The sequence below is a fragment of the Enterococcus sp. DIV0901a genome (assembly GCF_051711525.1).
In the GTDB taxonomy this organism is placed as follows: Bacteria; Bacillota; Bacilli; order Lactobacillales; family Enterococcaceae; genus Enterococcus_B; species Enterococcus_B faecium.
Window position 1 is genome coordinate 1,554,518 of sequence record NZ_JBIOMW010000001.1, and the last position, 25,054, is coordinate 1,579,571.

The 25,054-nt window shown below is 37.8% G+C and carries 23 protein-coding genes and 1 tRNA gene; 5 read left to right on the forward strand and 19 right to left on the reverse strand.

Features of this window, described 5'->3' with window-relative positions; translation table 11 throughout:
* Positions 1–252 precede the first annotated feature (252 nt).
* From IGL70_RS07430 to IGL70_RS07470, 9 genes are all read right to left on the reverse strand, one after another.
* Positions 253–1,545: a Gfo/Idh/MocA family protein gene (locus IGL70_RS07430; protein WP_104873923.1), complete on the reverse strand. Its 1,293-nt coding sequence runs from the start codon at positions 1,543–1,545 to the stop codon at positions 253–255.
* Positions 1,542–2,165, reverse strand: a complete 624-nt coding sequence (locus IGL70_RS07435) for a hypothetical protein (RefSeq protein ID WP_002324684.1) — start codon at positions 2,163–2,165, stop codon at positions 1,542–1,544. The genes IGL70_RS07430 and IGL70_RS07435 overlap by 4 nt, the downstream gene beginning before the upstream one ends.
* A gap of 2 nt (positions 2,166–2,167) precedes the next feature.
* Entirely contained in the window at positions 2,168–3,004 is an 837-nt protein-coding gene (locus IGL70_RS07440; RefSeq protein ID WP_002300540.1) for a carbohydrate ABC transporter permease, read from the reverse strand.
* Positions 3,005–3,020: 16 nt separating this feature from the next.
* On the reverse strand, positions 3,021–3,908 hold the full coding sequence (locus tag IGL70_RS07445) for a carbohydrate ABC transporter permease (protein WP_104873922.1): 888 nt from the start codon (positions 3,906–3,908) through the stop codon (positions 3,021–3,023).
* A 15-nt stretch (positions 3,909–3,923) separates the two neighbouring features.
* Positions 3,924–5,207, reverse strand: a complete 1,284-nt coding sequence (locus IGL70_RS07450; protein ID WP_002289643.1) for an ABC transporter substrate-binding protein — start codon at positions 5,205–5,207, stop codon at positions 3,924–3,926.
* Between the two features lie 682 nt (positions 5,208–5,889).
* Positions 5,890–6,573 (reverse strand): hydrolase, encoded by a 684-nt coding sequence (locus tag IGL70_RS07455; protein WP_002331840.1) that lies wholly within the window; start codon positions 6,571–6,573, stop codon positions 5,890–5,892.
* 17 nt (positions 6,574–6,590) lie between these two features.
* Positions 6,591–7,208, reverse strand: a complete 618-nt coding sequence (locus tag IGL70_RS07460; RefSeq protein ID WP_104873921.1) for a glycoside hydrolase family 73 protein — start codon at positions 7,206–7,208, stop codon at positions 6,591–6,593.
* 9 nt (positions 7,209–7,217) lie between these two features.
* Positions 7,218–8,042, reverse strand: coding sequence for a M15 family metallopeptidase (locus IGL70_RS07465; RefSeq protein WP_104873920.1), 825 nt, complete (start codon positions 8,040–8,042; stop codon positions 7,218–7,220).
* Entirely contained in the window at positions 8,035–8,595 is a 561-nt protein-coding gene (locus IGL70_RS07470; RefSeq protein WP_002295457.1) for a hypothetical protein, read from the reverse strand. The genes IGL70_RS07465 and IGL70_RS07470 overlap by 8 nt, the downstream gene beginning before the upstream one ends.
* 173 nt (positions 8,596–8,768) lie before the next feature.
* Here IGL70_RS07470 and IGL70_RS07475 point away from each other — a divergent pair, with 173 nt between their 5' ends.
* The gene (locus tag IGL70_RS07475; RefSeq protein WP_002297120.1) at positions 8,769–9,725 is read left to right on the forward strand and encodes a Gfo/Idh/MocA family protein; all 957 of its coding nucleotides are present in this window, start codon (positions 8,769–8,771) and stop codon (positions 9,723–9,725) included.
* Between the two features lie 304 nt (positions 9,726–10,029).
* On the opposite strand, the gene IGL70_RS07480 is transcribed toward IGL70_RS07475, so the two are convergent.
* Positions 10,030–10,986, reverse strand: coding sequence for an aromatic acid exporter family protein (locus IGL70_RS07480; protein ID WP_002295453.1), 957 nt, complete (start codon positions 10,984–10,986; stop codon positions 10,030–10,032).
* A gap of 104 nt (positions 10,987–11,090) precedes the next feature.
* On the opposite strand from IGL70_RS07480, the gene IGL70_RS07485 reads away from it, so the two are divergent.
* Positions 11,091–11,693 carry an FUSC family protein gene (locus IGL70_RS07485; protein WP_002295450.1) on the forward strand — a complete coding sequence of 201 codons (603 nt, stop codon included), beginning with the start codon at positions 11,091–11,093 and terminating at the stop codon, positions 11,691–11,693.
* Between the two features lie 87 nt (positions 11,694–11,780).
* Here the strand turns inward: IGL70_RS07485 and IGL70_RS07490 are convergent, their stop codons facing one another.
* On the reverse strand, positions 11,781–13,280 hold the full coding sequence (locus tag IGL70_RS07490; RefSeq protein ID WP_104873919.1) for a flotillin family protein: 1,500 nt from the start codon (positions 13,278–13,280) through the stop codon (positions 11,781–11,783).
* A gap of 15 nt (positions 13,281–13,295) precedes the next feature.
* The gene (locus IGL70_RS07495) at positions 13,296–13,820 is read right to left on the reverse strand and encodes an NfeD family protein (RefSeq protein ID WP_002295447.1); all 525 of its coding nucleotides are present in this window, start codon (positions 13,818–13,820) and stop codon (positions 13,296–13,298) included.
* A 174-nt stretch (positions 13,821–13,994) separates the two neighbouring features.
* Between IGL70_RS07495 and IGL70_RS07500 the strand changes: the two genes are divergently transcribed.
* On the forward strand, positions 13,995–15,644 hold the full coding sequence (locus tag IGL70_RS07500; protein WP_002299758.1) for an ATP-binding protein: 1,650 nt from the start codon (positions 13,995–13,997) through the stop codon (positions 15,642–15,644).
* Entirely contained in the window at positions 15,613–16,329 is a 717-nt protein-coding gene (locus IGL70_RS07505; RefSeq protein WP_104873918.1) for a response regulator, read from the forward strand. Before IGL70_RS07500 ends, IGL70_RS07505 begins: the two co-directional genes overlap by 32 nt.
* A 101-nt stretch (positions 16,330–16,430) precedes the next feature.
* On the opposite strand, the gene IGL70_RS07510 is transcribed toward IGL70_RS07505, so the two are convergent.
* From IGL70_RS07510 to IGL70_RS07535, 6 genes are all read right to left on the reverse strand, one after another.
* A complete protein-coding gene (locus IGL70_RS07510) occupies positions 16,431–17,450 on the reverse strand; it encodes a 2-hydroxyacid dehydrogenase (protein ID WP_002289800.1) in 1,020 nt (339 codons plus the stop codon).
* 18 nt (positions 17,451–17,468) lie between these two features.
* Positions 17,469–18,470, reverse strand: coding sequence for an AEC family transporter (locus IGL70_RS07515; RefSeq protein ID WP_079291926.1), 1,002 nt, complete (start codon positions 18,468–18,470; stop codon positions 17,469–17,471).
* A gap of 278 nt (positions 18,471–18,748) precedes the next feature.
* Entirely contained in the window at positions 18,749–19,897 is a 1,149-nt protein-coding gene (gene nagA / locus IGL70_RS07520) for an N-acetylglucosamine-6-phosphate deacetylase (protein WP_081156324.1), read from the reverse strand.
* A 75-nt stretch (positions 19,898–19,972) separates the two neighbouring features.
* Complete coding sequence (locus IGL70_RS07525) at positions 19,973–20,809, reverse strand: helix-turn-helix domain-containing protein (protein ID WP_002292704.1); 837 nt, start codon at positions 20,807–20,809, stop codon at positions 19,973–19,975.
* A 183-nt stretch (positions 20,810–20,992) separates the two neighbouring features.
* Positions 20,993–22,210, reverse strand: coding sequence for a pyridoxal phosphate-dependent aminotransferase (locus IGL70_RS07530; RefSeq protein WP_002303757.1), 1,218 nt, complete (start codon positions 22,208–22,210; stop codon positions 20,993–20,995).
* Between the two features lie 148 nt (positions 22,211–22,358).
* A complete protein-coding gene (locus IGL70_RS07535) occupies positions 22,359–22,538 on the reverse strand; it encodes a hypothetical protein (protein ID WP_002303756.1) in 180 nt (59 codons plus the stop codon).
* Between the two features lie 54 nt (positions 22,539–22,592).
* Here IGL70_RS07535 and IGL70_RS07540 point away from each other — a divergent pair.
* Positions 22,593–22,676, forward strand: a tRNA-Leu gene (locus IGL70_RS07540).
* Positions 22,677–22,915: 239 nt separating this feature from the next.
* Here the strand turns inward: IGL70_RS07540 and IGL70_RS07545 are convergent.
* Positions 22,916–24,286, reverse strand: a complete 1,371-nt coding sequence (locus IGL70_RS07545; RefSeq protein ID WP_086300124.1) for a DUF6056 family protein — start codon at positions 24,284–24,286, stop codon at positions 22,916–22,918.
* Between the last annotated feature and the right edge of the window lie 768 nt (positions 24,287–25,054).

A 25,054-nucleotide genomic window follows, 5' to 3' on the forward strand; every position in this document is an offset into this window, starting at 1 on the left:
CTGAAACTGACAACGTGGTTTACTTATTTTTTTGTAAAATCTAATGATTTTTAATGCATTATTCCTTTTTGTTCGGGTTTAAATAGTTATTTTTATTTTCTCCTATCTAAAAAAGCAGCCCACATAAAAAGAAGGCATGACAAAAAGCATGTCATAGCCCCTTTTTCCGAATAAATAGTGTTCAAAAGACAGCCTATCGGCAATAAGGCAAGATTTTATAAACTACGGGAAGTAATTTCCGTAAATCTATTCTTATTCTTTTAAGCTGACAAGCTCGTCAATCACTACTGCTTTTCCTGAAGCAATAGAATGATTTGCTGCGATTCCTGTCAAAATCGACAAAATACCATCTACGTGAGTTGCTGCCCGATTCCACGGATCTTCTTCTTTTTCTTCACCAAATAGATCATCTAATAAACGCGGATCTCCTCCGCCATGTCCGCCCGCTTCTTGTTCGACGATTACCTCATATGGCTCACCGAACATCGGATAGACATGGATGGACTGAAGAACGGCTGCTCCTTCATCCTTTTTATCTCCACCTGCATTGATGTAAGACTTTTCGATCACTTTCATTTCGATCCGTCCTTTGCTGCCATTGAAAGAAATATTGAATCCTTCCCACGGCATATACGCGTTTAGCGAATACGTCAAAATCGCACCAGTTTCATATTTGACCGTTACGCCTAGTGTATCTTCAATAGAGATATCATCGGAAAATACACTTCGGTCACGAATATATCCACTGTCTTTTTCTGCTTCTAAATACATTTCTCGCAATTCCTCATTGGCTGACAGGTCTATAGCAAATGGATCAGTTTTAGCTAGTTCGCTTCCATAGCATCGACTGTAAAATGTTTCTACCCCGCGTTTCTCCGCATTATGCATCCCATAAAAGTTTAATCCACCGAATGCAAATACCTTTTTGGGACGGCTGTTCAACCAAAAATTCACTAGATCAAAATGATGGGTAGATTTATGAACAAGAAGCCCGCCGCTATTGTGCTTATTTCGATGCCATCTTCTGAAATAATCTGCCCCGTGTTGCGTATTTAACAGCCATTCGAAGTGGATAGAAAACACATCACCAATCACATCACTTTCTATCAGTTCCTTTATCTTCGTGTGATACGGTGCATAACGATAATTGAAAGTGACTCGCAGGCTTCTTCCCGTCTGTTTTTGGACCGTTATTATTTCTTGAGCTTTTTCCTCATCGATAGTCAGAGGTTTTTCGCAAATAACATCATATCCTTTTTTCATTGCACGAATGATATAATCATGATGCGTTCGATCTACTGACGTAATAATGACTTCAGCCGGCCGTACGTCATCCAGTAGTTGCTCAAATTGTGATGGCATACATGTCTTTACTTTTTTCTGTCCATACTTGTTCACAAGTATCCGATTTGCATAATCCATCCTTGTTTGAGATACATCACAAAAACCGACTAGTTCACAAGTTTGATGATACGTAGAGGCAATTGCCTCATAAAAAAAACGCGCTCTCCCACCAAGTCCGACTTGTACATATTTTTTCTTCATTTAAAGTCATTCTCCTTTTCTTTTAAGCAAAATACTGTGACAAATGGCAGCCCTGGATACAGTAATGCAGTGAGTAAAAAATCATGCTGTATACACCAGAACAGTCCATACAAAAGGCATAAATACCACAGAAACCCTTTGACGTTTTTTGACAACAGCCAGATATTCCTTTTGATCAAATAAACAAGACTATCTGCTTTATCTTCTTTGCAGATATCAATTAGCGTACTAAAAAAACTATGGGATACAAAAAGCAACAGACACAATAGAAAAGGAATCAGATACCAAGCTCCAATCTTTCCCACTAATAAATACCAATCAACTGCAAAAATAATGACAAACAGCTGAAACAACGTAATGATGAAACACATCCGTTTGATTTTTTCTTTCCTCCAACATACCTTTTTTTCTGCCAAGTAATGGACAGATAGATAATAAGAAGGATACATCATCAAAAAATAAATCAGATAGACAACACGAGCAGACAGCACTAATCCTAAAGTGAACAAACATCCTAGAACTAAAGCGAAAAGAGCATTACTGATAAGACTGGTTAAAAAAATCCGACAGAAATAGTAGTTGAGCTTGTAAAGAAACATCTCTTCTATTGGCTTTTTCATATTCAGCCCTTCAGACCGCTTGTACTGATCCCCTGGACAAGATATTTATTGAAGAATAAGAAAATCAGAAAAACCGGTAGCAGCGACAACGTAGACATCGCAAACATACTCGCGTAAGTCGTACTAGATCCAGCGTCTGCAAATAATTTGATGGCAATCGATACCGTGTAAGATCTCGGCTTGTTTAAATAAATCAATGGTCCCATGAAGTCGTCCCATTTCCAATAAAACTGGATGATGATCGTCGTGATGATCGAAGGTTTCAGCAAAGGAAAAATAATTTTGGTAAAGACACTATACTTGCTGCATCCGTCAATAATCGCTGATTCATCTAACTCTTTGGGGATGCTGACCATGAATTGCATGATCTGGTAAATGAAAAATGCTTGTCCAAAAAAATGTGGTAAAATCAGCGGCACATACGTCCCAACCAAATTCAGCCGATTGTAAATAATAAACTGCGGAATCAAAATCACTTGTGCAGGAATCATCATCGTTACTAACATGACGACGAACCAGAATCTTTTTCCTTTGAAATCGATTCTCGATAATGCGTAAGCAATACAAGTCGAGCTCAGAACTGTCCCTATCGTCGAAACTGCAGAGATGACAAACGAATTCCTAAAGAAAGTAAAAAATGAAATTCCAGCAAACCCCGCCCATCCTTTTGCGTAATTTTCCCATTGAAAAGTCTCTGGAATCAAATTCAGCGAACCACTCAGAATCTCTTGATCCGTTTTAAAAGAACCTGCGATCATCCATAAGACCGGATAAATCATGACTAGACCTAATAGCAAAATAAAACCGTATTGAAACCATTTCGTTACTGTATTATTCATTTCTTCCTCCTCTCATTCACACAACGACCCATTTTTTTGATGATTTGAAAATCAGAAAGGTGACAGCTCCCATAATCAACAGCATGATCCACGAAATAGCACTAGCATACCCCATAGAATTAAAAGAAAAAGCTTGGTTATACACATAAAGAGCATAAAAGTTCGTGGCATCATTCGGACCACCTTGGGTAATGATAAATGCCTGCGTAAAAGTCATAAACGCCGCGATTGTCTGCATAACCAAGTTATACAAAATGATCGGCGAAAGAAGAGGTAACGTGATCTTGTAAAACGTCTGCCATTTGTTCGCTCCATCGATCTCTGCCGCTTCATAATACGAGCCTGGGATCTCTTTGATACCTGCAGCAAAGATGATCATTGCCGAACCGAATTGCCAAGCAGACATCAAAACAAGAGGGATCATGACCAGTTTTTGATCGCTAAACCAGGAAAGCGCAGGTGCGCCTAATCGTTCCAGAAAAATATTCACTAACCCGTTTTTAGAAAACAACTCCCGCCAAACTAGAGCGATAGAAATACTGCCACCGATCAAACTAGGCACATAATACAAAGAACGAAATAAAGTCATTCCTTTGATATTCCTCGTTAAAAGATAAGCAATCAATAGACCAAAGATCAGTTTCACAGGTACAGATGCAAATACATAGAGAAAAGTGACTCGGATGGAGTTCAAAAAACGGGCATCACTCAGCATCTTTATATAATTATCCAAGCCGATCCATGAGACTGGATTTCCCAAACGATAATCGGTGAACGAATAATAAAGTGACAAGATCATCGGTATCACTGTTATCAATAGAAATCCTAGGATGAATGGAGAAGCAAATACGTAACCGACCACATTGTCTTGATCCAAGAACCGTTTTAGTTTTTCTTTTTTCATGCCTTCCTCCTGCTGCTATCCTAGAATGTTTGACGCAAACTCATAAAGACTCTCTGCTGCTTCTTCTGCTGTTACTTCTTCATAAATGACTTTTTCAACTAAAAGATTGTATTGGTCTTGAATTTCCGGATTCAAAGCACTATCAAAGACATTCACTTCGCCGTTGTCCATATCGGAAATCATTTCTAAATAGTCAAATGTCGCTTGCAAAGTTGCATCATCTGCACGAGCGAGCTGTTCTCGAATATTCGACATGATTGGCACACCACGTTCTCCTTTTAAAATTTCATTGGCTTCTTCACTGTTTTGAAAGAAATCAATAAACTTAGCAGCTTCTTCTTTATGGGCTGAGCTTTTTGCCATACTCAGCATTTGCGAAGAACGTAAAGGGATACCAGATTCTCCATCTGCTTTTCTGCGAGGTGGATTAATCAACTGAATCTCCATATCTTCAGGCGCTCCTGACAATATTTCTGTCAACTGGTTACTTGATAGAAACACCATTGCCGCTTCTCTATCCCTAACCGCCTGAAAAGACAGATCCGTCGTACTTGCAGCTCCACCACCTGGTTCCGGATGGGCACCTTTGTCTACCAGATTTTTACGCAGCTGGAAAAAATCTGTTAGATAGTCTGGATTTTCAAATCCCAAGCTGTTAGATAGATCTTCCCGATTATAAAAATTCAATCCTTTCTCAACTTGTGGTATTTGAATAATACAGCCAGCTATAAAATCTTCGAATCTTGAAATAGCATAGATTCCTAATTCTTCAGTGATTTGATAGCTGATTTGTTCAAATTCATCCCATGTCCAATTTGAAGCAGGTTCAGGGATATTTAATTGTTCAAATATATTTTTATTGTAAGCAATCGCAAACGAATTCACCCCGTTAGACAGTCCAACTAATTGCCCATCGTAAGTCGTCGTTGCTAAATAGGATTCATCTGCATTAGAAATATCAATTATCCCTTGCTCCACATATTCATCTAATGGTTCAATCTGATTGATGTATTGAGGAAATTGATTGTTCAGTTGGAAAATGTCCCAGATATCATCTGATGCTGCTAGTGTACCTAATTTTGTGTAATATCCTTCATAATCATAAAATTCATAATCGATCGTCACATGGGGATTTTTTTCTTCATAAAGCTCGATTACTTTTACTGTTGCATCGTGTCGGACTTGCGAACCCCACCAAGCCATGTTCAGCGTGATTTTTTTGTCATCTTCTTGCCCACAAGCCGTCAAGAAGAATAACATAACACTTAAAGCTAAGATGATTCTCATTCTTTTCTTCATTCTCTGCACCTCTACTTCCATTGTTATTTTTCAATATACTGTATTTTTATACAGAACATATTTATTAAACGATCTTTTTCAAGGGGAATAAAAACCAAGACTTGCCTTATCGTTCTGCCTAGGATGAACAACTCAATACTTTCAAGGAAAATTAGATAGTGCTGATTCTTCTTTCATCGCTAAAAACACTTCTTGCTTCAATGATGGGAGGATAATTACGCAAAGAAAAAAGGATATCAGACAACTGCCCAATATCCTTGACATAGCTAAATAAGCATGCTTCTTCGTGTACGCTCTTCCCTAAAAAACAGAAAAATAACTAGTAATTCTGTATGAAATTAGGTACAATATACACGTCGATGCACAAGCATTGACTATGGCAACTTGATTGGTCAGTTCCCGCTGACTTTTCAAGCCCCGACAATTTAGCTGCTACTAAATTGTCGGGTGCCTTTTTTAGTTTTTATTCGTTTTTCATTCTATAGAAAGCGCTTCAATAAATCAAGACATTTTTTTGTTAGAATGCTAATAATAACAAAAGGTTTTAACTCTTCTTATGTACATTACAGATAAAAAAACAAAAAAATTTCTCTTTTTTTTGAATTCTGAACAAATAGTACTGGAGTACAAAAGACGAGGAAGAGCCACTATCTGCTCTTCCTCGTCTTTTGATTCTCACCTGTTATTCATGATTCTTTTTCTCAGTTTCCCGATATTTTTCCATTTTACGACTAAAAAGCTCTCCGCTACTTGGTGGCGTATATGTGATGGCATTTGCTCCTGCTTGAATGGTCTCAGCAATACTTTCTTCCGTTGGACCACCTGTCGCAATGATAGGAAGTTCAGGATATTTTTTACGAAAATGGCGTACTGCGTCTGCAGTTTCTTTACCTGCACTGATATTGATAATCGAAATACCAGCTGCTAACTTTTCATCTATTTCTGTATATTTCGACGTTACCGTACTGATAACTGGAATATCAACTACTCGACAAACTTCTTTTACTGTCTCTAAAGGCGTAGGACCGTTCAAAACGACCCCTAACGAACCTTGCGCTTCTGCGAACATGCTCATGTAGGAAGAACGAGCACCTTGTGTCAAACCACCACCTACACCGGAGAAAACTGGAATGTCAGCTGCCTCAATAATGCTTTTAGTAATCGCTGGATGAGGTGTAAAAGGATACACAGCAATTACTGCATTCGCATTTGTATTACGTATGATCGCAATATCCGTAGTAAAGATGATAGAACGGATCAATTTTCCAAATATCTTGATCCCGCTTGCTTCTAAAATGATTTCCGGTACTCTTACGATATCTTTTCTCAATTCCGTCATGATTTCTGGCGTAAATTGTTCTGCCATCAGCCACTTCTCCTTTGCTATCTCCGGTCATACTGATTCAATTGATACGTCTCGATGACCTGGATGATTTTTTGCGCATAACCGGGGTCTGTCGCATAACCTGCATCTTGCAATGCTTGTGCGGCTTCCTGATAGTTGGTGGCCGTAATCACTTTTTCATACAGCGCAGGATTCCAATCTACTCCTTGGATGAACAGTTGTGTATGGTCATCCATGGACTGTTCCCATGAATCATACACTTTGAAGTCTCCTTGGATAGTTATCCATTCTTCGTTAACAAATTCCTTTGTTTCCAGGCTTACTTTCTTCTGATCCCCATAAGCCTTGATCCCGAAAAGATTATTGTATTTGCTAGCCAAGGTACTTTTTCCCCAATTTGATTCTAATATAGCTTGTCCTAAAATGATACTAGGAAGCACTCCATAACCATCTTGTAGTTCTTGGGCATGCGGAACAAGCCGTTCAATAAATTGCTGATGGGATTGCGCTTCATTTTCTTGCTGATTATCAGTAAAAGGAGAAGTCAGATTCTTCAAGGAAAAAACAAAGGCTAAGAGTATCACTGCTACACCGGCAACCACTGCTGGCCAACGGATATTCTTGCGCTTTTGCTTTTTCCACTTTTTTTTCGCCATGATCAATTCCTACTTTTCATTTAATTCATTCAGATATTCTTCTAGCGTCAATTGGTGTTTGGTGATATACTCAGCATTTTCTTTACCGACATAACGTAAGTGCCAAGGTTCATATGTGATCTTAGTTATATCTTCGTGTCCTTTTGGATAACGAACGATAAATCCATACTGCGCAGCATTATCTGCGATCCATTTAGCTCCAGGCTGATCTCCGTAACTTGCATCCAATACAGTAGAAGGATAACTGTTGTACCAGTTTTGATCGACGACATCGACTGCCAGACCTGTGTGGTGTTCGCTGTATCCTGGCTCCGTAATCGTTTCTTTAGTAATCTTTGTCGCCTCCTCTTCTGATACACCTTGACGACTCATCACATCTTGGACATTTTGTTCGAAAACTTGTTGTTGGGATGATACAGACCGGTAAGCTGAGACCATCACTAATGGAAATCCAGCTGCTTCAGCAGCCTTGGCAAATGCTTCATATTCTGGAACAATGCGTTTGTCGATCAAGTATCCGTTACTTAATGATGCCAGTTGAGTAGACTCATCGATTTCTTTTTCTAATTTGTGATCTGGACCAACCAAAACTAGCTTCCAATCGTCTGTTTTAACATCTGGCAATTGTTTGGACGTACTATCTTTTGTTTCTTTGTCCTTTACCTTGCTGCTGGTTGTTTGACTGTTCTTTTCTTTACTAGCAGTTGTTTTGGTGCTTGTTCGTTCGACTGCTTGATTGCCGGCTTGAACATGCGAATCATCATCGCTAAAAATAACATAGCCCATTGCTGCGATCATAATCACAACTGCTCCAAATCCTAAAAATTTATTCACTTGAAAAATCCTTTCGTTGTTCTTCACGTTCCCCATTCGCCTCATGAACGTAAGTTTCTTCCAGATTTTCATTCACCCAATCGAGAAGTTCGATTTTTTCTCCTTCGATCTGTTTTTGAACATCTGCTGGCAGACGAAAATTCAAAATATCATCATAGCCCCATTCATCATATTGAATACTTACTTTCAAGTCAAGGTATCTACCAGCCTGCTGATTATTTTTCAAAGGGATCAGCTCGACTTTTGCTGCTTTGCTGCTAAGCCATTTTTGCGCGATGCGTGTTTTGATTTGCTTGTACTCTGCAACGGCAACGTTTCGTTTTTCGGGAAAAATAATCGTTTGACGCAAAATCTTTTGCGTTAGCATCCATTCATAATCAGTGAAAAGATTTTTTACTTTCTGCATCGCTTCAGATGGCAGATTTTTCTCGCCATCTTTCCATTTTTGCCATTGTTCTGGACTGATCAGCAAGTATTCATCTAAAAAATTTTTTTCAGTTTCAAACTGTTCTAATAATACACTCATAATAAGATCAATATATACTTGATGCACGTTTATCCCCTCCTTTTAACTATTCTACTTAAGTTTTGATCAAAAAGCACCTCTTAAATCGCTGCTTTCATTTTTTTTAATGTTTCAAGTCCTCTCCTCTTTATTCTTCGTGATTTTTGTTATAATAATAGACAGACAAGAAACTCAATCCAACTATGAAGGAGCGTTTTCAGATGAAAAAATATCAATGGGGAATCGTTGGTCTTGGTACCATCGCACATGAGTTTGCCGAAAGCTTCAATCAAGAGACGAGCGAACTAACAGCAGTTGCTTCCAGAACTTCAGAAAAAGCGGAAAACTTCGCTCACCGTTACAATATTCCAAAAGCTTACGGAAGCTATCAAGAAATGTTAGACGATGCTGAAATCGACATCGTGTACATTGCTGTACCAAATAGACAGCATATCGACCATATCTTGGCAGCATTGGAAGCAGGCAAACACGTTCTATGTGAAAAAGCCATCACGATGAATAAAAAAGAACTGGCTGACGCTATGCGCTTAGCAGAAGAAAAGAATTTGATCTTAGCAGAAGCGATGACAATCTTCAACATGCCACTTTATCAGCAGTTACGCTCAATAATGGATACAGGAAAACTGGGGGCTTTAAAAATGATCCAAGCACCTTTCGGCAGTTACAAAGAACCAGACCCTAAAAACCGGTTCTTCAATCCAGAATTAGCTGGAGGAGCTCTGTTGGATATCGGAACGTATGCTGTATCTTTCGCTCGTTTCTTTTTGAGCTCTCAACCTGAAGTAGTTGCCTCTACAATGGTTCCTTTTGAAACAGGCGTGGACGAACAATCCGTCACTATCTTGCGTAACAAAGAAAATGAACTTGCTGCTGTCAGCTTGACTTTTCAGGCAAAAATGCCAAAAGTCGGTATCGTTGCCTTTGAGAACGGTTATGTGACGATTGCTGATTACCCGCGTGCTGATCGTGCGGAGATCTTATTTACAGATGGTACAAAGGAATTCATCGAGAGCGGGAATACATCTGAAGCAATGAATTACGAAATAAAGAATATGGTACACATGATTGAAGGTGACTTGCCCAATCGCTCTCTCTTCTTGACAAAAGATGTCATCGAAATCTTGGATCAAATGCAAGTTCTATGGAAAAATATGTAATTTTAAAAGGTTGTGAAAAAGCTGTTCTGCATCAAGTAATAAGAACAGCCAAACAAAAATAGCTCCTCCTATTTTTCGTTTGGCTGGACTTATTACCGCAGATGCAAGCTTTTGAACACCGTTTAAGAAAGAGGTCGTGAGCCTGCCGTTCAGCTCCGAGTCACAAGGAGCAATTTCAAAAAACAGCTTCTCATGTTTGTTGAATATTGTGACTTGTGACCGAGGAGTTGGCAGGAGAACACCGTTTAAAGAAGAGGTTGTGAAATCAGCTTTTTGACCTGAATATTAGCTGAATTCACAACCTCTATTTTTGGATTTTTTGTTGGGAGAATTCTGCCTTGATTTCAATAAAACTTTTAAAAGACTGCAAAAACTGGAACAATTCTGCTCGATCCTCGAATTCAGGGCGACTAGTCGGCAGAGGCATTTGCCGATACAATACATAAACTTCTTCAATACGTGCTAAAATTTGTCTGCCATCATTTGACTCTGAAAATGTTTCTGCAGTATAAATCAATAAACCATAGATATGTTTTCCATAATAAGCTGGTTGCTGGATTCTCTCTAGATTTTCCAGCATGTCTTTAATCACATTGGCCTGTGCTCTTCTCATAGAGAAGTAAGTTTCGTAGTATAGCGGCTGTCTGAGCCAGTAGTTTTCTTGATGTTCTCTGGCATCTTCTTGGCTTTCGCGAATGAATGTCAGTAAATGTTCGCATTTGATCTGCACATCTTCTTTATTTTCTGATAAAAGAAATTCTGCCATTTGTCTCAAAATATTTCGAAATTCTTTTTCGATCTGTATTTGGTTTTCCTTCAGCTGCTTCGTACGATCTGGCATGTAAACATTTGCAAGCAAAGCAAATACTAATCCAATCGCCATTAATCCCGCTTCATTGCCGATCAGCTGCCAAGACATGTTTTCCTCCACTAAATAATGAGTGACCAAAACCGAATTTACTACGATCCCTTCGGTTAATTTGAAGCGAGAGGCAAGCGGGATGAACAGGAATAAAAAAAGACTGAAGCCAAAAATAGTATACCCAACAGCAAAAAAACTGAACAGTGCTGTTGCCGTAGCTAATATAAAGGCTGCGATTCGATTCATGCCCGTACGCAATGTAGAGCGCTTGGTATTTCCTACACTTAATAATGCAATGATCCCTGCAGCTGGCCAATACAACAGCGATAAGCTACCCGCTGTGACCATCGAAAAGAAGACACTGATCACTGTTTTGACTGTTCGCATTCCTATACGCATTTACTTCCCCCTTTTTTTATTTTAATTATACTTGAATAATGAAAAACTAGCTATCAGACAAAAGTTTAGGTATGATAGTAAAAAGACCAAAAAGGAGAATCTCTATGCAATTTGGCCGTTTTCGACTAGGTATGCGTACGATCAAAAGTGCCTTAGCTGTTTTTTTATGTATCTTGTTTTTTCATTTGACTCAACGAGGAATCCCGATGATTGCTGCATTATCTGCTGTTTTTTCTTTGCGTCAGGACTTGACTACAACCGTTTCTTTTGGAAAGTCTAGGATCATCGGCAATACATTAGGTGGTACATTAGCTATCATTTATTTTTTTGTCAAAAGCTATTTTCACAATGATTTTTTGGTAGAATTGATCTTGCTTCCTATTCTAGTTATTATTGTGATCGTCGTGTCAGATGGTATTAACAATAATTCCGGTATCATTTCCGCAATCGCTACGTTGTTGCTGATTGCGTTGAGCATCCCTCAAGGCGAATCCGCTTTGTATGCTATCCAACGTGTACTAGATACTTTTATAGGGACATTCATTGCAATCGGTATCAATTTCTTTCTTCGTCCTCCTGAAACAGAAAAGAAGGAAGAACTATCAGAAGATTTGGTCGAACTCCAAAAGAAAGAACGATTGCTAAGAACAAATTTACAAGAGATAGAAGCTAAGATCCAAAAACAAAAGAAAAATAGCGAGGACTAATTTTCTTTTGCAATAAAATAAAAAAATGGAGAGAAGAACTTTAAAAAGTCTTCCTCCATTTTTGATTGAACGGTGAAGTGTACTACTTTATTCTTCCTTCATCGAGTTTTGTTCTGCCTCTTTTGGTGCTTCATACATATTTACTTGGCTAGTAGTCCCACGTGTCGACAAATTCTCTACGATTTCCTTCAAGTCAAGTCCTGTTGTCGCTTTTAATGTTTCTTGAGTAGAAGAAAGCAAATTTGTGGCATAATTTGTCACTCGGTTCGCTCCACTGGTTTCTCCTGAACTGCTTCCTGTATCGACAACAGAGATTTTTTCGATATTTCCTAGCGGCTGTGCTGCTTCGCGCATCAATTGCGGTAGCATATCGATAACCATACTCAAGACAGCTGCTTCGCCATATTCCTTGAAGGCATTGGCGATCTTTTGTTTTGCTTCGGCTTCGGCTTTTCCTTTTGCTAGTGCTGCTTCGGCTTCTGCTTGTCCAGCTAAACGTGTCTTATTGGCTTCCGCTTCTGCCAGTGCTTCCACACGGAATCGTTCTGCTTCGGCTTCAGTCACTTCTTTGACTTTTTGAGCTTGTGCTTCTTGTTCTTTAGCGTACCGATCGGCATCTGCTTTTTTCTTCACTTCCGAATCATATTGCTTTTCACGACGTGTGATTTCTTTTTCTTCCAGTTCGATTTGTTTTTGACGTTCTACGATTTTAATCTGCATTTCCTGTTCGATTACTTGTTGTTGTGCTCGGGCACTTTCTAAATTGTAGGCTTGGTCTGCTTTTGCTTTAGCAACATCTTGTTCTTGTTTGTAGGTTGCTAATTTCAGTTCTTTTTCTTTTAATGATTCTGCGATCTCTGTTTGTCGCTGTAATTCAGCTGCTTGTGATTCTTTTTCTGCTTGAGCTTTTTTGATACGCGTTTCTTTTAGAGCTTCCGCTTCTGCTATATCTGCATCTCTTTTGACTTGGGCGATTCTTGGTTTCCCTAAAGAGTCAAGATAACCGTTTTTGTCTCTGACCTCTTTGATAGTGAAAGAAACGATGATCAACCCCATTTTTGCAAGGTCTACAGAAGCGACTTCTTGTACGCTTTGACTGAACTTATCGCGATTTTGATAGATTTCTTCTACAGTCATAGAACCAAGAATCGAGCGCAAGTGTCCTTCTAATACTTCTCTTGCTTCATTTTCCAGTTCTTCTCTTGTCTTGCCTAAAAACTGTTCTGCTGCTGTAGCAATCTCTTCTACAGATGAACCGATTTTGATGATCGAAGTACCATCACACATCACCGGTACGCCTTGTTCCGTATACACTTCAGGGGTGGAGACGTCCAATTTACTCGATAATAGACTGATCCGATTCGAACGTTGAAAAACCGGCAAGACGAATGCGCCACCTCCACGCACAATTTTGATTTTGTTATTGCTTTCATCCATGTGCACATTTTTGCTTCCTAAATAACTTCCACTGATGATCAACGCTTCATCCGGTTTTGCTGTCTGGTACTTCGCTACAAAGACGATCAGCAACATCAGTAAAATCAAAGCTGCAATTGCGATCGCGATAAAAACAACTGGTATTTCCATTTAACACACGCTCCTTTAAGCTTTTATCATGCTTTCATAAGGCATGACATAACAGATTCTTTCCTTGATCTCAATGATCAATACTTTCGTTCCCCGCTCAGCTGTCTGTTCTTGGGGGCTGTAAAAACAAGCTGGACGACTAATGGAACCGGTAACACTTTTCAACTGAATTTCTCCCATACCTCGTACAGGGATCGGTGTGATCACAACAGCTACTTGTCCTTCCAGAGTTTTTTCAGAAGACGACATCGTTGATTCGGCATGTTTCATCGGCATCAATATATAGAAATTAAGCAAAAATACCAACACTATCGATATGCCTCCACTAGCAATAAATAAAAATAAAGATGATTGATCTGTTAAACGCTCACCTAGAAAACCAAATAAGCTTGTGAAAGTTAACCAAGGGATAATAAGCATCGGATCAAGCGGGCCATCAAAATCGAATACATCTCCAAAAATAATCAATAGGACTGCCAATCCTGCACAAATCAGCAATGTATACCAATAAATCGTCTCAAGTGCGATTCCCCCTATCATATACACGCCTCCTTCCATTTCTACGTCTATCATACCAATGTTTGAAAATTCTGTATAGCTTCTTTTACCGACTCAGTGGTGTTTTTTATAGGAAGGTTGTGTTTATCGTTGACAATTTGTTAAATTTTTGTTTTCATGTTAAAATTTTCACAATAAATTCTTTCGAGGTAGCCTATGTTTCCTTTTTTTAAGAAAAAACCATTAAAGCTCCAGAACACGATCATCCTTGTCGTTTGTTTCTCCACATTCGTTTCTTTGATTGTTTCTGCCATATTGATCAGGAATTTTATTCTTTCGATGAACCGATCTAGTGTGTCAGATAAAATCTCTAGCATTGCTAAAATCGTTGCCAATGATAAACTCATCCAAAAAAAGCTGCAGACTGGTGACCCGACACATGCGATTCAAGGAATAACAAATGAAATCATGATTGCATCGAATTTAGATTTTATCGTTGTCATGGACCCTGAAGGCATTCGATATTCTCACGCAGACCCAAGTTACATCGGTCTTCCTTTCTCAAGTCATGAAGATGTGAAAAAAGTGATTGGAGGACAAGAATTTTTCTCTGAAAAAGAAGGAATGTTAGGGTTCGGCTTCCGCTATTTCGTTCCTATTTATTACAATCAAGAGATTATTGGTGCAGTTTGTGTTGGCTTAACAAACAACACGATTGACAATCAAGTCAAAGATGGACAAAAAATGATTGTTTTTTCATTGATTATCGGACTTAGCGTAGGCATCATAGGCGCCGTTTTTCTTGCCCAAAAAATGAAAAAAGTACTGCTTGGACTTGAACCACAAGAAATAGCAGAACAGTTAAGTGAAAAAACGATTATCGAAAATGAAGTAGATGAAGGAATCTTAGCCATCTCTTCTGATAAAACTATCCTCTTGATCAATACACCTGCAAAAAACATTTTCTACCAAACAGAGCAGCTATTGGATTTCGAAGTAGGAAAAAAAATCAGTGATAATCTATATGACGTTTTGTTTAAAGAGACGATTGAGCATCAAACGACCGTTCGGACTCAATCCATGTATTTAAATGGGATAGAAACTATTTCTAGCGTTACACCTCTTTTTAGCAATGACCGTTTTTTAGGAGCAGTCGCAACTTTACGAAATCGATCAGAAGTAATGAAATTAATGGAGGAGCTTGGGGGGACGAAACAATATATAAACTCCATGAGAGCTCAAACCCATGAATTCATGAATAAACTTCATGTCATTTCTGGTTTGATTGATTTGAAGAAGTATGAAGAAGTCACCCATTTTATCCAGCAGCTAAATCAAAATTATAAAAAAGAGATTGGCCAAGTCTCAAGTCTGATCAAAGTACCTGCAATTGCCGGTTTTTTATTAGGCAAAATAAACGAAGCCAAAGAACAATCTGTTGAAATGCTGTTAGAAAGCGATTCTTTTATCCCTAAAATGGAGATGGATGACTCCATCCATTCACTTTTGCAAGTGTTAGGGAACTTACTTGATAATGCAAAAGAAGCCGTGCTACAAAAACATGAAAGAAACGGACAGGTCCGGATTCATTTAAACTATGACACAGAAGCTGAAGTATTCATCGTGACCGTCTGCGATGACGGTGTCGGGATATCAGAAGAAATCTCAGAAAAAATATTTACGCTAGGTTTTTCGACGAAGGGAATCAATCGTGGGTTTGGATTGAATCTCATCCATTCAATCGTCAAACGCCACGGTGGATTTTTAGAATTTTCCAAACAAACAAATGGTGGTACAATCGTCTATCTAGAATTACCAAAAAAGGAAGATCAAAATGATGACAAATGTCCTGATAATCGAAGATGATCCAATGGTTGCAGAATTGAATCGTACTTTTGTGGAAAGTATCCCTAATATGAACGTAATCGAAAGTTTCAGAAATGTAGAAGAAGGAAAAAAATATTTCAGACAAAAAAACGCAGATCTGCTGCTGCTTGATGTATACATGCCTGGCGAAAGTGGTATCCATTTTTTATCTTGGCTTAGACAGCAAGGAAATGATATCCCAGTGATTTTGATCACTGCTGCAGATGATATCGAAACCATAAAGAATGTGATCCGCTACGGTGCCTTAGATTATTTGATCAAACCGTTCACTTTGCAACGTTTTCAGCTGGCGATCGAAAAGTATCTTGCTTTCTCTCAGACAATCCAAACGACTGAAAAAGCCGATCAGAAATTGATCGATCAAGTATTCAACCACACCACTCCCATTCACGAAATACCATCATTCATCGATTTGCCTAAAGGTCTGTCAAAACTGACTTTAAAAAAAATAAGTGCATTTATTCTAAAAGAAGATACTATTTTTTCAACAAAAGAACTGGCTCAAAAAAGCTCACTGTCACGTATCTCCATCAAGAAATATTTGAATTTTTTGGTAGAACAAGATATATTGAACGAAAGAATCAAATATTTGGAAATCGGCCGGCCGCTAACCTGTTATGAATTGACAAAGAATGGGCGGAAAAAGCTCACAGATTACTGTTGAGTCATCGAATTATCCCATACAAAATAGTCCAAGTATACAGAAGTAACAACTGTTTACTTGGACTATTTTTAAACATTTTATTGACGAATATCCATGTTTTCTTATCTTAATTGACGGGCTTTAGGAAGAGATACCTCATTTTTCGTTTTTCCAGTTTCTATTATTTCACGAAAGTTCTCGAAACTTGTCGAAATCATATTTGATAATGCCTCATCTGTATTTGAACCTACATGCGGGGTTACAAGAACTCTAGGGTACATTTCTACTAATTGCTGGATAGCAGGGTCTGGAATCGTCTCCCATGGCTTGAAGGATCGGAAAAAAACCTCTGTTTCATTTGCAAAAACATCGGTTGCAAAACCAGCTAAATGATTGCTTTTCAAAGCTCTTAAAATAGCTTCATTATCTTGAAGCTCTCCACGGGCTGTATTGATCAAGATGCTGCCTTTTTTCATTTGAGCTAAAAATCCTTCATTGATCATTTGATCGTTTTCACCTGGGATATGAGGTACATGAATACTGACGATATCGCTTTTGGCTAATAACTCTTCAAGCGAGTGGAACGTCAATACTTTTTTAGCAGCTTCTGTCTGATGAATATCGTAGCCGATCACTTTGGCTCCTAGTCCCTTAAACAAAACAGCTTCCGTCAACCCTATCCTGCCTGTTCCTATGATCCCTACTGTGCAATTTCTGATTTCACGACTAAACATTTGCTCATCCACTCGAAAATCTTTGAAAGATGTTCGGATCGTCGTATACGCAGTATTTCTCAAAAGCATCATGGCAAAAGTCAAAGATAACTCTGCTATCGCATTTGGCGAATACGATGGTACACGGGCTACTGTCATACCAAAATCAGCTGCCGCTTGTAGATCGATATGATTGACTCCCACAGTCCGTGTAAAAACATAACGAATCCCATATTCCTGCATTTTTGCAAGATTGGTCTCATCTGCTATACAATTTCCCCTCAACAATACAGCATCATGGTCCTTTGCTGACACGATATTGTCATGTGTCAACAGTTCTTCATAAAGACTGAGATCATAATGGTAAATATTCAATTTTTCAAAAAAATCTATCTCGTTCGGACGAACACCGTAACATGCGATTCTCATACTTTCTTCCTCCATTTCTTATGAAAATAAACCTATGCCATGAATCATTTGTAATACAACGATCCATACAGGTGTCAGTACCACAGCAAAAATAGTTGACAGTAAGGATGCATTGGAGGCTAAAAGTGCCTCCCTATCAAAACTGATAGCATAGGCTGCTGCCACTGTTGCAGCTGGTGTAGCCATCATGATAACGATTGTTGCCAGTGCTTCAAAATTGACTGGTAGAATATTCGTTGCCGTCAAAACTGCTAGAATCACGATATTCAATGCAGGTACAAATACCACTTTGACTAGACTGTAATACCATGAAGTTTTTTCAGATGCAGCTTTTTTGAAGCTTACTTCACCTAATGTTGCGCCGATTGCTAGCCACGCCAATGGTGAACTTAAACCAGCTAAATAATCCATCGGCTGAAATAGCCACGGTGCAGTCTGGTCAATTCGCAAAAACGCTACTTGGCTTATCTCTCCTTCTGCACCTGTAACTGACACTTGTGGCAGATACCCTTGGAACAGCCAAATGAAAAGGCCGGCAAAAGTAGCGATAATGATTGGATTGACGAACATCGCTTTGATATTTTTAGCTTCCATCTTCAAGCCACTCATTTTTATGTATCCATAAGAATACAAAAAGATTCGGTAGCCAATATTGAAAATTGAGGAATACATCACGCCGACAGGACCATAAATCGCACTGACGATAGGCGTTCCGAAAAAGGTCGTAGAACCAAAGATCGTCAGGACACGCAACGTTGTTTGCTTATCCCCTTTATAGCTTAAGAAAAAAGGTTTTGAAACTAGAATAAGAATAATATAAATAACTAATCCCCAAATCAAGACATTGATTCCTTGCATCAGTAATTCTGTATTGATATCTTGCATGAAAGCTCGAAATGCCAGTGCTGGCAAAGCCACTGTTAAGACGACTTTCGATAGAATTTTTCCAACAGATTCAGAAAAAATCCCCTTTTTTCTACAAACAAACCCTAATAATATAATAAAAACTGTTGAAGTGATTGCACTGACAATCGACATATCTGTCAAAGTCGATCGAAAAATGTCAAATAAGTTCATCTTTCTCCTCCTAATTATGTTCATTTATTCACAATAAAAAAACGCTTTTATTTTGCTAATACGTATTAACATTTTTAATTTTATCTTTACATTGTTACTTATTGAACAATAGGAAATTAAAGAAACTTTTGAAACTTATGTAAAGTGATTTTTACTAGAACACAAAAAAAACCTTAAAACCAAACTTAAGAAGTTTAGTTTTAAGGTTAACTTAAATTATATTATGCGTGGAAACGTTCCACGCCATCTAGATAAGTTGCTTCCAATGTCATATCAGGGTTCAATACGATAAAGTCTGCATCGCGTCCTTGAGCGATTTTTCCACATGTATCATCGATTTTACAGCTGATTGCTGGAATCAGACTAGCCATCATGACTGCTTGTTCTGGTGTTGCTAATCCCCAGTCTACAACATTTTTAATTGCTTCTTTCAATTTCAATATACTTCCAGCTAAGTTGCCAGATTCTAGACGTGCTGTTCCTTCTTTTACTACTACTGGAAATTCGCCTAAATTGTAATTTCCATCAGGCATCCCACCGGCCATCATACAGTCTGTAATTAATGCGACATGATCATGTCCTGCTTTTTCCATTAGGATTCCCGCAGCATTTGGATGTACATGATGGCCATCACAAATCAATTCAGAAAAGACATGTTCTAAAGATAATAACGCACCCACCATACCTGGTTCGCGATGATTCAATCCACGCATACCATTGAAAGCATGGACAAATACACTTGCGCCTGCTTCAACAGCTTTTTGCGCTTCTTCTAGTGTAGCATTACTGTGTCCTAGAGAAACAACTACTCCTTCTTCAGTAACTTGTTTGACAAACTCTTCCACACCTTGACGTTCTGGTGCTAAAGCAATCTTTTTGATCAAACCGCCTGAAGCTTCTTGCCATTCATGGAAAGTATCCAAATCAGGATCCCCGAAATAACTTGGGTTTTGTGCCCCTTTGTGTTCTTCTGTGAAGAAAGGACCTTCAAAATAGATTCCTTTGATTTTAGCTCCTGGTGCTTCCTGATACATTTTGCCGATTGTCTCAGCTACATCTTTTAAACGTTCTTTGCTTGACGTCAATGTTGTTGGTAAAAATGAAGTCACTCCACAAGATAATAGACCTTCAGACATCACTTTGATACCTTCTGCATCATTATCCATTACATCATGATTCATATAGCCGTGAATATGTGTATCTACCAAACCAGGAGCAATCCATTTGCCGCTTTGGTCAATAATGTTGACTTCTCCCTCAGGTAGTTCTTTCGTGTATTCACCAAAAAGTCCATCGGTAATTTCAAGATAGCCTGCATTTTTGACGCCTGACGCTAAAAAGAATTTGTCAGCATAGATAAAAGTTCTCATTCTATTCTCTCCCTTTGTTTTTCTACCTCTAAAGTACTCTTATTTAGAGAAGAAGTCAAGAATGGTCTACACCATTTACAAATTTTTTGAAATTTGTTTCACAGCTTGTGCTAAGCCTTCATAGAATGCTGCTCTTTCTGGTTCTTCTTTACGCTTGTATATTAAGCTTTTAAGCACAAATAAATCATTGAGGTAATAGTAGCTATTCTTCTCTTGAGCCCAATAGATTCCTTGATTCACCTGTTCTAACGCTTCGTCGATTTCATTTTGATGAAATAAGAAATTTCCATAATTATAAAAAATTTGCGAAAATTCACTTTTTGATCGTTCGTCAGCTGATTGGTGCAACAGTTGAATGCTTCGACTCAAATAATAGCGTGCTTCAGCCGTTTTTCCTGCAACACCATATATTTTTCCAATGCAACTGATCAGTTGTATTTCTGTGTCAGAAACATGGATTCTTTCTTTTTGGCTAGAGTAACTCAATGCTTCTTTCAAATAATAAAGGGACTGAGAGATATTTTGACGCAACGTGAATTCGCAAACACCGAGATAATAATAATAGCGTTGAAAGTCAGTTGCTTGATACAGATTTTCAGAAATATCAGAAGATTTTAGTACTTGTTCTAACTTCCGATAATCACGTTTTTGGAAACAACTATCCAACAGTTCAAATAATTTATCGTTTGTCCGAGTAGTTTTTCGAGAGAGATTCATCACATGATCAATCGTTACCCCTAGCCGTTGACAAATCTGCATCATCACCAATACATTCGGCAGTTCCTCATTATTTTCGATCCGACTTAATACACTTTGTGAACAAATATCTTGCGAAAGCATTTTTTGCGTCATTTTTTGTTCTTTTCGAATCTCTTTAATGATCGTGCCAAAGGACTCGATTAACGTTTCCATAAGTATCCTCCCCAAAATATGCGTATTCGCATTCTATTCGTATTTTACTTTAGGAAGTCGCAAACTTCAAGAAAAGACTTGCAACTAAATAATATACTTTAGTTATTTAAGAAAACTCCACTAGAAAGAGAGCCTCAGTGTGTTTGTCTGTGGCCCTCCTACTGAAAAATTTGGTTTTTAAAATCATTTTTGGCGATAGGTTGCTAGGAATTCTCTCATTTTCTTAGCTGTTTGTTTCAAATCATCCATTTTAGGAAGATAAACGATTCGAAAATGATCTGGCTGGTTCCAATTAAATCCACCACCATGTACAAGTAGAATATGATGTTCATGTAAAAAGTCCAAAACGAATTTTTCATCATCCAAAATATTGAATCGCTTTGTATCAATTTTTGGGAATATATAAAAAGCAGCTTTTGGTTTTACGGCTGAAAGACCAGGAATATCATTGATTGCATTATAGATATATTCTCTTTGTTCATAGATCCTTCCGCCTGGCAGGAGCAGCTCATCGACACTTTGATAACCGCCTAGCGCGGTTTGGATAATTTGCTGAGACAATACATTGGAACACAAACGCATGGAGGACAACATATTCAGCCCTTCTATATAGCCTTTGACGTGTGACTTATCTCCACTTAGGACCATCCAGCCTACTCGAAATCCTGCTACACGATGAGATTTGGATAGACCGTTCAGCGTAACAACGAACAAATCAGGCGCTAATGTAGCAATCGGAATATGTTCTAGACCATCCATCACTAAGCGATCATAGATTTCGTCGGAATAAATAATCAGGTTATTTTGTCGAGCTACTTCAACGATTTCTTCTAATAATTCTTTTGGATAAAGTGCCCCAGTAGGATTATTAGGATTAATGATAACAATAGCTTTTGTCCGACTCGTTATTTTTGATTTGATATCATCAATATCAGGATACCATTCTGCCTCTTCATCGCAAATATAATGAACAGGTGTGCCTCCAGCTAATGCAATAGAAGCCGTCCACAACGGATAGTCCGGCATTGGAACCAGTACTTCATCTCCATTGTCCAGCAACCCCTGCATACACATCGTGATCAATTCGCTCACTCCGTTGCCGGTGTAGATATCATTGATCGTCACATTCGGAAAATGTTTCAGTTGGCAATATTGCTCAATTGCTTTTCTAGCAGAAAAGATCCCCTTGGAATCTGAGTAGCCTTCTGAGTCACGGGCATTCATGATCAAATCACGAATGACTTCGTTTGGTGCTTCAAATCCAAAAGGTGCGGGATTTCCCGTGTTCAATTTTAAAATACTAATGCCCTCTTCTTGCATCCGCTCCGCTTCTTCTAGAACGGGACCGCGAACATCGTAACTGACACCTTCTAATTTGTTGGATTTTTCAAATTCTCTCATCACTTAGCCAATCCCTCATTTCAAAAAGTTAGAACTTTCCAAATTTTTTGTTATTTACTATTTCAATATCATACTCCATCCTAGAAAATTTTGCCACTTATTTAGGAAAAACGTAAGTATTAAAAAAACACAAACAAGCGTTGAGAACTTAATTGTCATGATAGTCATTCCATAGATTCGCTGCCCAATCCATTGCAATTCCACAAATGATTCCTAGCATAAAACCAAGCAAAAAACGTCCGAATGCAAGTCCAATCAATACACCTAAGATCATTCCCAGTCCTGAAAATTCTCCGTCATATTTCTCCATCTTAATAAGTCCTCCCATTTTTGAGCTTGACAACTATGTAAAACCTCGCTATCATTAGTGTGTTATTATTACGCAGATGTGTTGGAATTGGCAGACAAGCATGATTGAGGGTCATGTGAGCGTTAGCTCGTGTGGGTTCGAGTCCCATCATCTGCACTACAACTCGTGAAGTTAATTTTGCTTCACGAGTTTTTTTGTTTGAACGTTTCTTTATGCCATTATATACATATCACTGTATCCTTTACAAAAAGAACGTACAATCATGTAAACAGCCTGAGGTGAGTATATGAAGGTCGGAAACAAGCTACTCGTAGAAACTTGCAAGTGTTAAAACAATTAATCGAAAAACGAGTAAAATCCCTCACCTAATACTAAAGCGAGGGATTTTTTGTATATTATCTGTTTATCACCGTTATTATAAAGGTACAAATACCAAGCACGGTTAATCCAAATTGCATAAATTCATTTTTTTGTACACTCATGCTTTTCATTAGCTCTTTAACTGCCATTAGTACTAAGATGGCGATAACAACATAAAGTATATAGTACGTCCGCATTCCTGAAGCCCATACTGTGGGAGAAAATCCCATAATTAACCTTGAACAAAATCCCATTATCATCAAAATAACTAAAAAAATAGAAGTTTTCTTATTGTCAAAACTTAAATAAATTCCAACAATTAAACATAGTAATAATGCCAAGACTACTAAAGTAGCTATCCAAGTACCTGGATAAAAAAGTGACAGTTTCGTTCCTAACTCTGTAAAGAGATTATTCAGGTTACTACTACTCCAAATCATTGCCCTTTTATTTCCATTGACGTAAGTAAAGCTTTGACCCATTGTATTACCAAAATAAATAATCAGGTTTAAGAAAAACGGTAATGCAGTCAATATACGCACATAATAGTTTTGACATTTCCTATATGTTAGAAGGAAAATTAAGAAAAATAGCAATAAAAATAAGATATTCATGTCTAAAAAAAACGGCTTTCCAAATGATGAAATACCTAAATCTAACTTATTAAGAAAGTTGAAATTTTTATATTCAGGAAACCATTTATTAATTTCATGTGTAGCACGTAATGCATTCCCTGGAGTTGTCAAAGAGAAAATTAATTCTGCTAAGCTTATTATTGAAAATACTGATAACTTATAATTATATCGTCCATTGACAATCAAATATAAACTAACTATACTTGTTAGAACAAAAAAACAGGCGTTGACTTGTTCTTGATTAGTTAAAAATATCAATAAAGGAATACTTACCCAATATATTTTTCTATTTATTTCTTCTCCTCTTAAGAGTTGAAAAAACGGATAAAAAGTTAGTAAACTAAATGCTACTGGCCACTGATAGTTCAAGGTGGTTGCTCTCCAACCGGTTTCCCCCATTACTGTCAATGGTATTAAACAGTATATAGAGCAAACCAATAATAAATTTTTAACATTTATTTTCTCAAAAACATACTTGCAAAGTAATACTACAATTCCTAACATAATCGTAGAATTTAATAATTTCCATAGCATAAAGTGTTTAGAAAAGAACATTAAGAATAGTTCTATAATAATTCTTGAACTCCATGTCTTATAATGTTCTATCGAAGCACCCAAATAGCCAAGTTCATCTAATCTACTTGCATAAACTACGTCATCCGCTCTCATAGTCGGCATATACATATTAAAGAGTAAAAAGATACCCCAAATCCCTATTAGTAACAAGATCAGTTCTTTGTTATTCGTTATTTTTCTATTATGTTTGTTCATTTTTATACTCCTTCTTATATTTCCTAATAGAGTATAACATAGCTTTAAGCATTACTTAAAGATAACTTAAAAGTTATCTTTTAAATACTTATATGTATCCCCTCATGTGTGGGCTGAATATATCGTCAAATGAATATCAGAAATCGCACATCCTTCACTACACCTTCATCGTTTGACTGATTGCATCGCCACATTGATTCCGTATGCCTTTTTGATGTCTTGCCGAGCAGTCGCTTGAGATTAAATACACGTTAATTCTTTAGGTGTTCCGTGTTCTATCACAAGTACGTAAACATAAGTTCCAACTACACCTTGTGGTTTGTCGAGAACCAGCCAGCCACACGAACTGTTTTGTCTATTACTTTTTTGAAATATCTAGTTTGCCATAAACGTTCCCTTGATGCGTTAGCGTGCTTGCTGATACTTTATCATCAAGGCTCTGATCTTCAGTACTGCTATCAGGTTTCAATGCGGGATTATCGTAGTATTTTTTAAACTGTGAATAAAGTAGTCTTGCATTTGAGCAGTGATTGCTGCAGGAACTGCAAAGTAAGATTACAGCCATAATGCCCTGTCAGTAGGCACGTTATTAAGCCATTTATACGACATAAAAAACCATTCAACGAGTGATCTAATATATAACTGCAACTTATATACAGGTAGTTTACGTACACTCCTTTCGCCACAACGCTCTATTTTTTGCAGTCGGTTATTTTGCTTTTTTAATCGTTTAATTTCAAGATTGACGCCTGTTGCGGATAGATATAA

Bases quoted from the DNA above. Each gene is read 5' to 3' on its own strand.
- nagA (WP_081156324.1), bottom strand. From the start codon at position 19,897: ATGAGAACTTTTATCTATGCTGACAAATTCTTTTTAGCGTCAGGCGTC.
- IGL70_RS07445 (WP_104873922.1), bottom strand. From the start codon at position 3,908: ATGAAAAAAGAAAAACTAAAACGGTTCTTGGATCAAGACAATGTGGTC.
- IGL70_RS07490 (WP_104873919.1), bottom strand. From the start codon at position 13,280: ATGGAAATACCAGTTGTTTTTATCGCGATCGCAATTGCAGCTTTGATT.
- IGL70_RS07455 (WP_002331840.1), bottom strand. From the start codon at position 6,573: ATGGCAGAACAATTTACGCCAGAAATCATGACGGAATTGAGAAAAGAT.
- IGL70_RS07430 (WP_104873923.1), bottom strand. From the start codon at position 1,545: ATGAAGAAAAAATATGTACAAGTCGGACTTGGTGGGAGAGCGCGTTTT.
- IGL70_RS07460 (WP_104873921.1), bottom strand. From the start codon at position 7,208: ATGGCGAAAAAAAAGTGGAAAAAGCAAAAGCGCAAGAATATCCGTTGG.
- IGL70_RS07530 (WP_002303757.1), bottom strand. From the start codon at position 22,210: ATGAGAGAATTTGAAAAATCCAACAAATTAGAAGGTGTCAGTTACGAT.
- IGL70_RS07475 (WP_002297120.1), top strand. From the start codon at position 8,769: ATGAAAAAATATCAATGGGGAATCGTTGGTCTTGGTACCATCGCACAT.
- IGL70_RS07505 (WP_104873918.1), top strand. From the start codon at position 15,613: ATGATGACAAATGTCCTGATAATCGAAGATGATCCAATGGTTGCAGAA.
- IGL70_RS07440 (WP_002300540.1), bottom strand. From the start codon at position 3,004: ATGAATAATACAGTAACGAAATGGTTTCAATACGGTTTTATTTTGCTA.
- IGL70_RS07485 (WP_002295450.1), top strand. From the start codon at position 11,091: ATGCAATTTGGCCGTTTTCGACTAGGTATGCGTACGATCAAAAGTGCC.
- IGL70_RS07535 (WP_002303756.1), bottom strand. From the start codon at position 22,538: ATGGGAGGACTTATTAAGATGGAGAAATATGACGGAGAATTTTCAGGA.
- IGL70_RS07510 (WP_002289800.1), bottom strand. From the start codon at position 17,450: ATGAGAATCGCATGTTACGGTGTTCGTCCGAACGAGATAGATTTTTTT.
- IGL70_RS07480 (WP_002295453.1), bottom strand. From the start codon at position 10,986: ATGCGTATAGGAATGCGAACAGTCAAAACAGTGATCAGTGTCTTCTTT.
- IGL70_RS07435 (WP_002324684.1), bottom strand. From the start codon at position 2,165: ATGAAAAAGCCAATAGAAGAGATGTTTCTTTACAAGCTCAACTACTAT.
- IGL70_RS07500 (WP_002299758.1), top strand. From the start codon at position 13,995: ATGTTTCCTTTTTTTAAGAAAAAACCATTAAAGCTCCAGAACACGATC.
- IGL70_RS07545 (WP_086300124.1), bottom strand. From the start codon at position 24,286: ATGAACAAACATAATAGAAAAATAACGAATAACAAAGAACTGATCTTG.
- IGL70_RS07525 (WP_002292704.1), bottom strand. From the start codon at position 20,809: ATGGAAACGTTAATCGAGTCCTTTGGCACGATCATTAAAGAGATTCGA.
- IGL70_RS07495 (WP_002295447.1), bottom strand. From the start codon at position 13,820: ATGATAGGGGGAATCGCACTTGAGACGATTTATTGGTATACATTGCTG.
- IGL70_RS07450 (WP_002289643.1), bottom strand. From the start codon at position 5,207: ATGAAGAAAAGAATGAGAATCATCTTAGCTTTAAGTGTTATGTTATTC.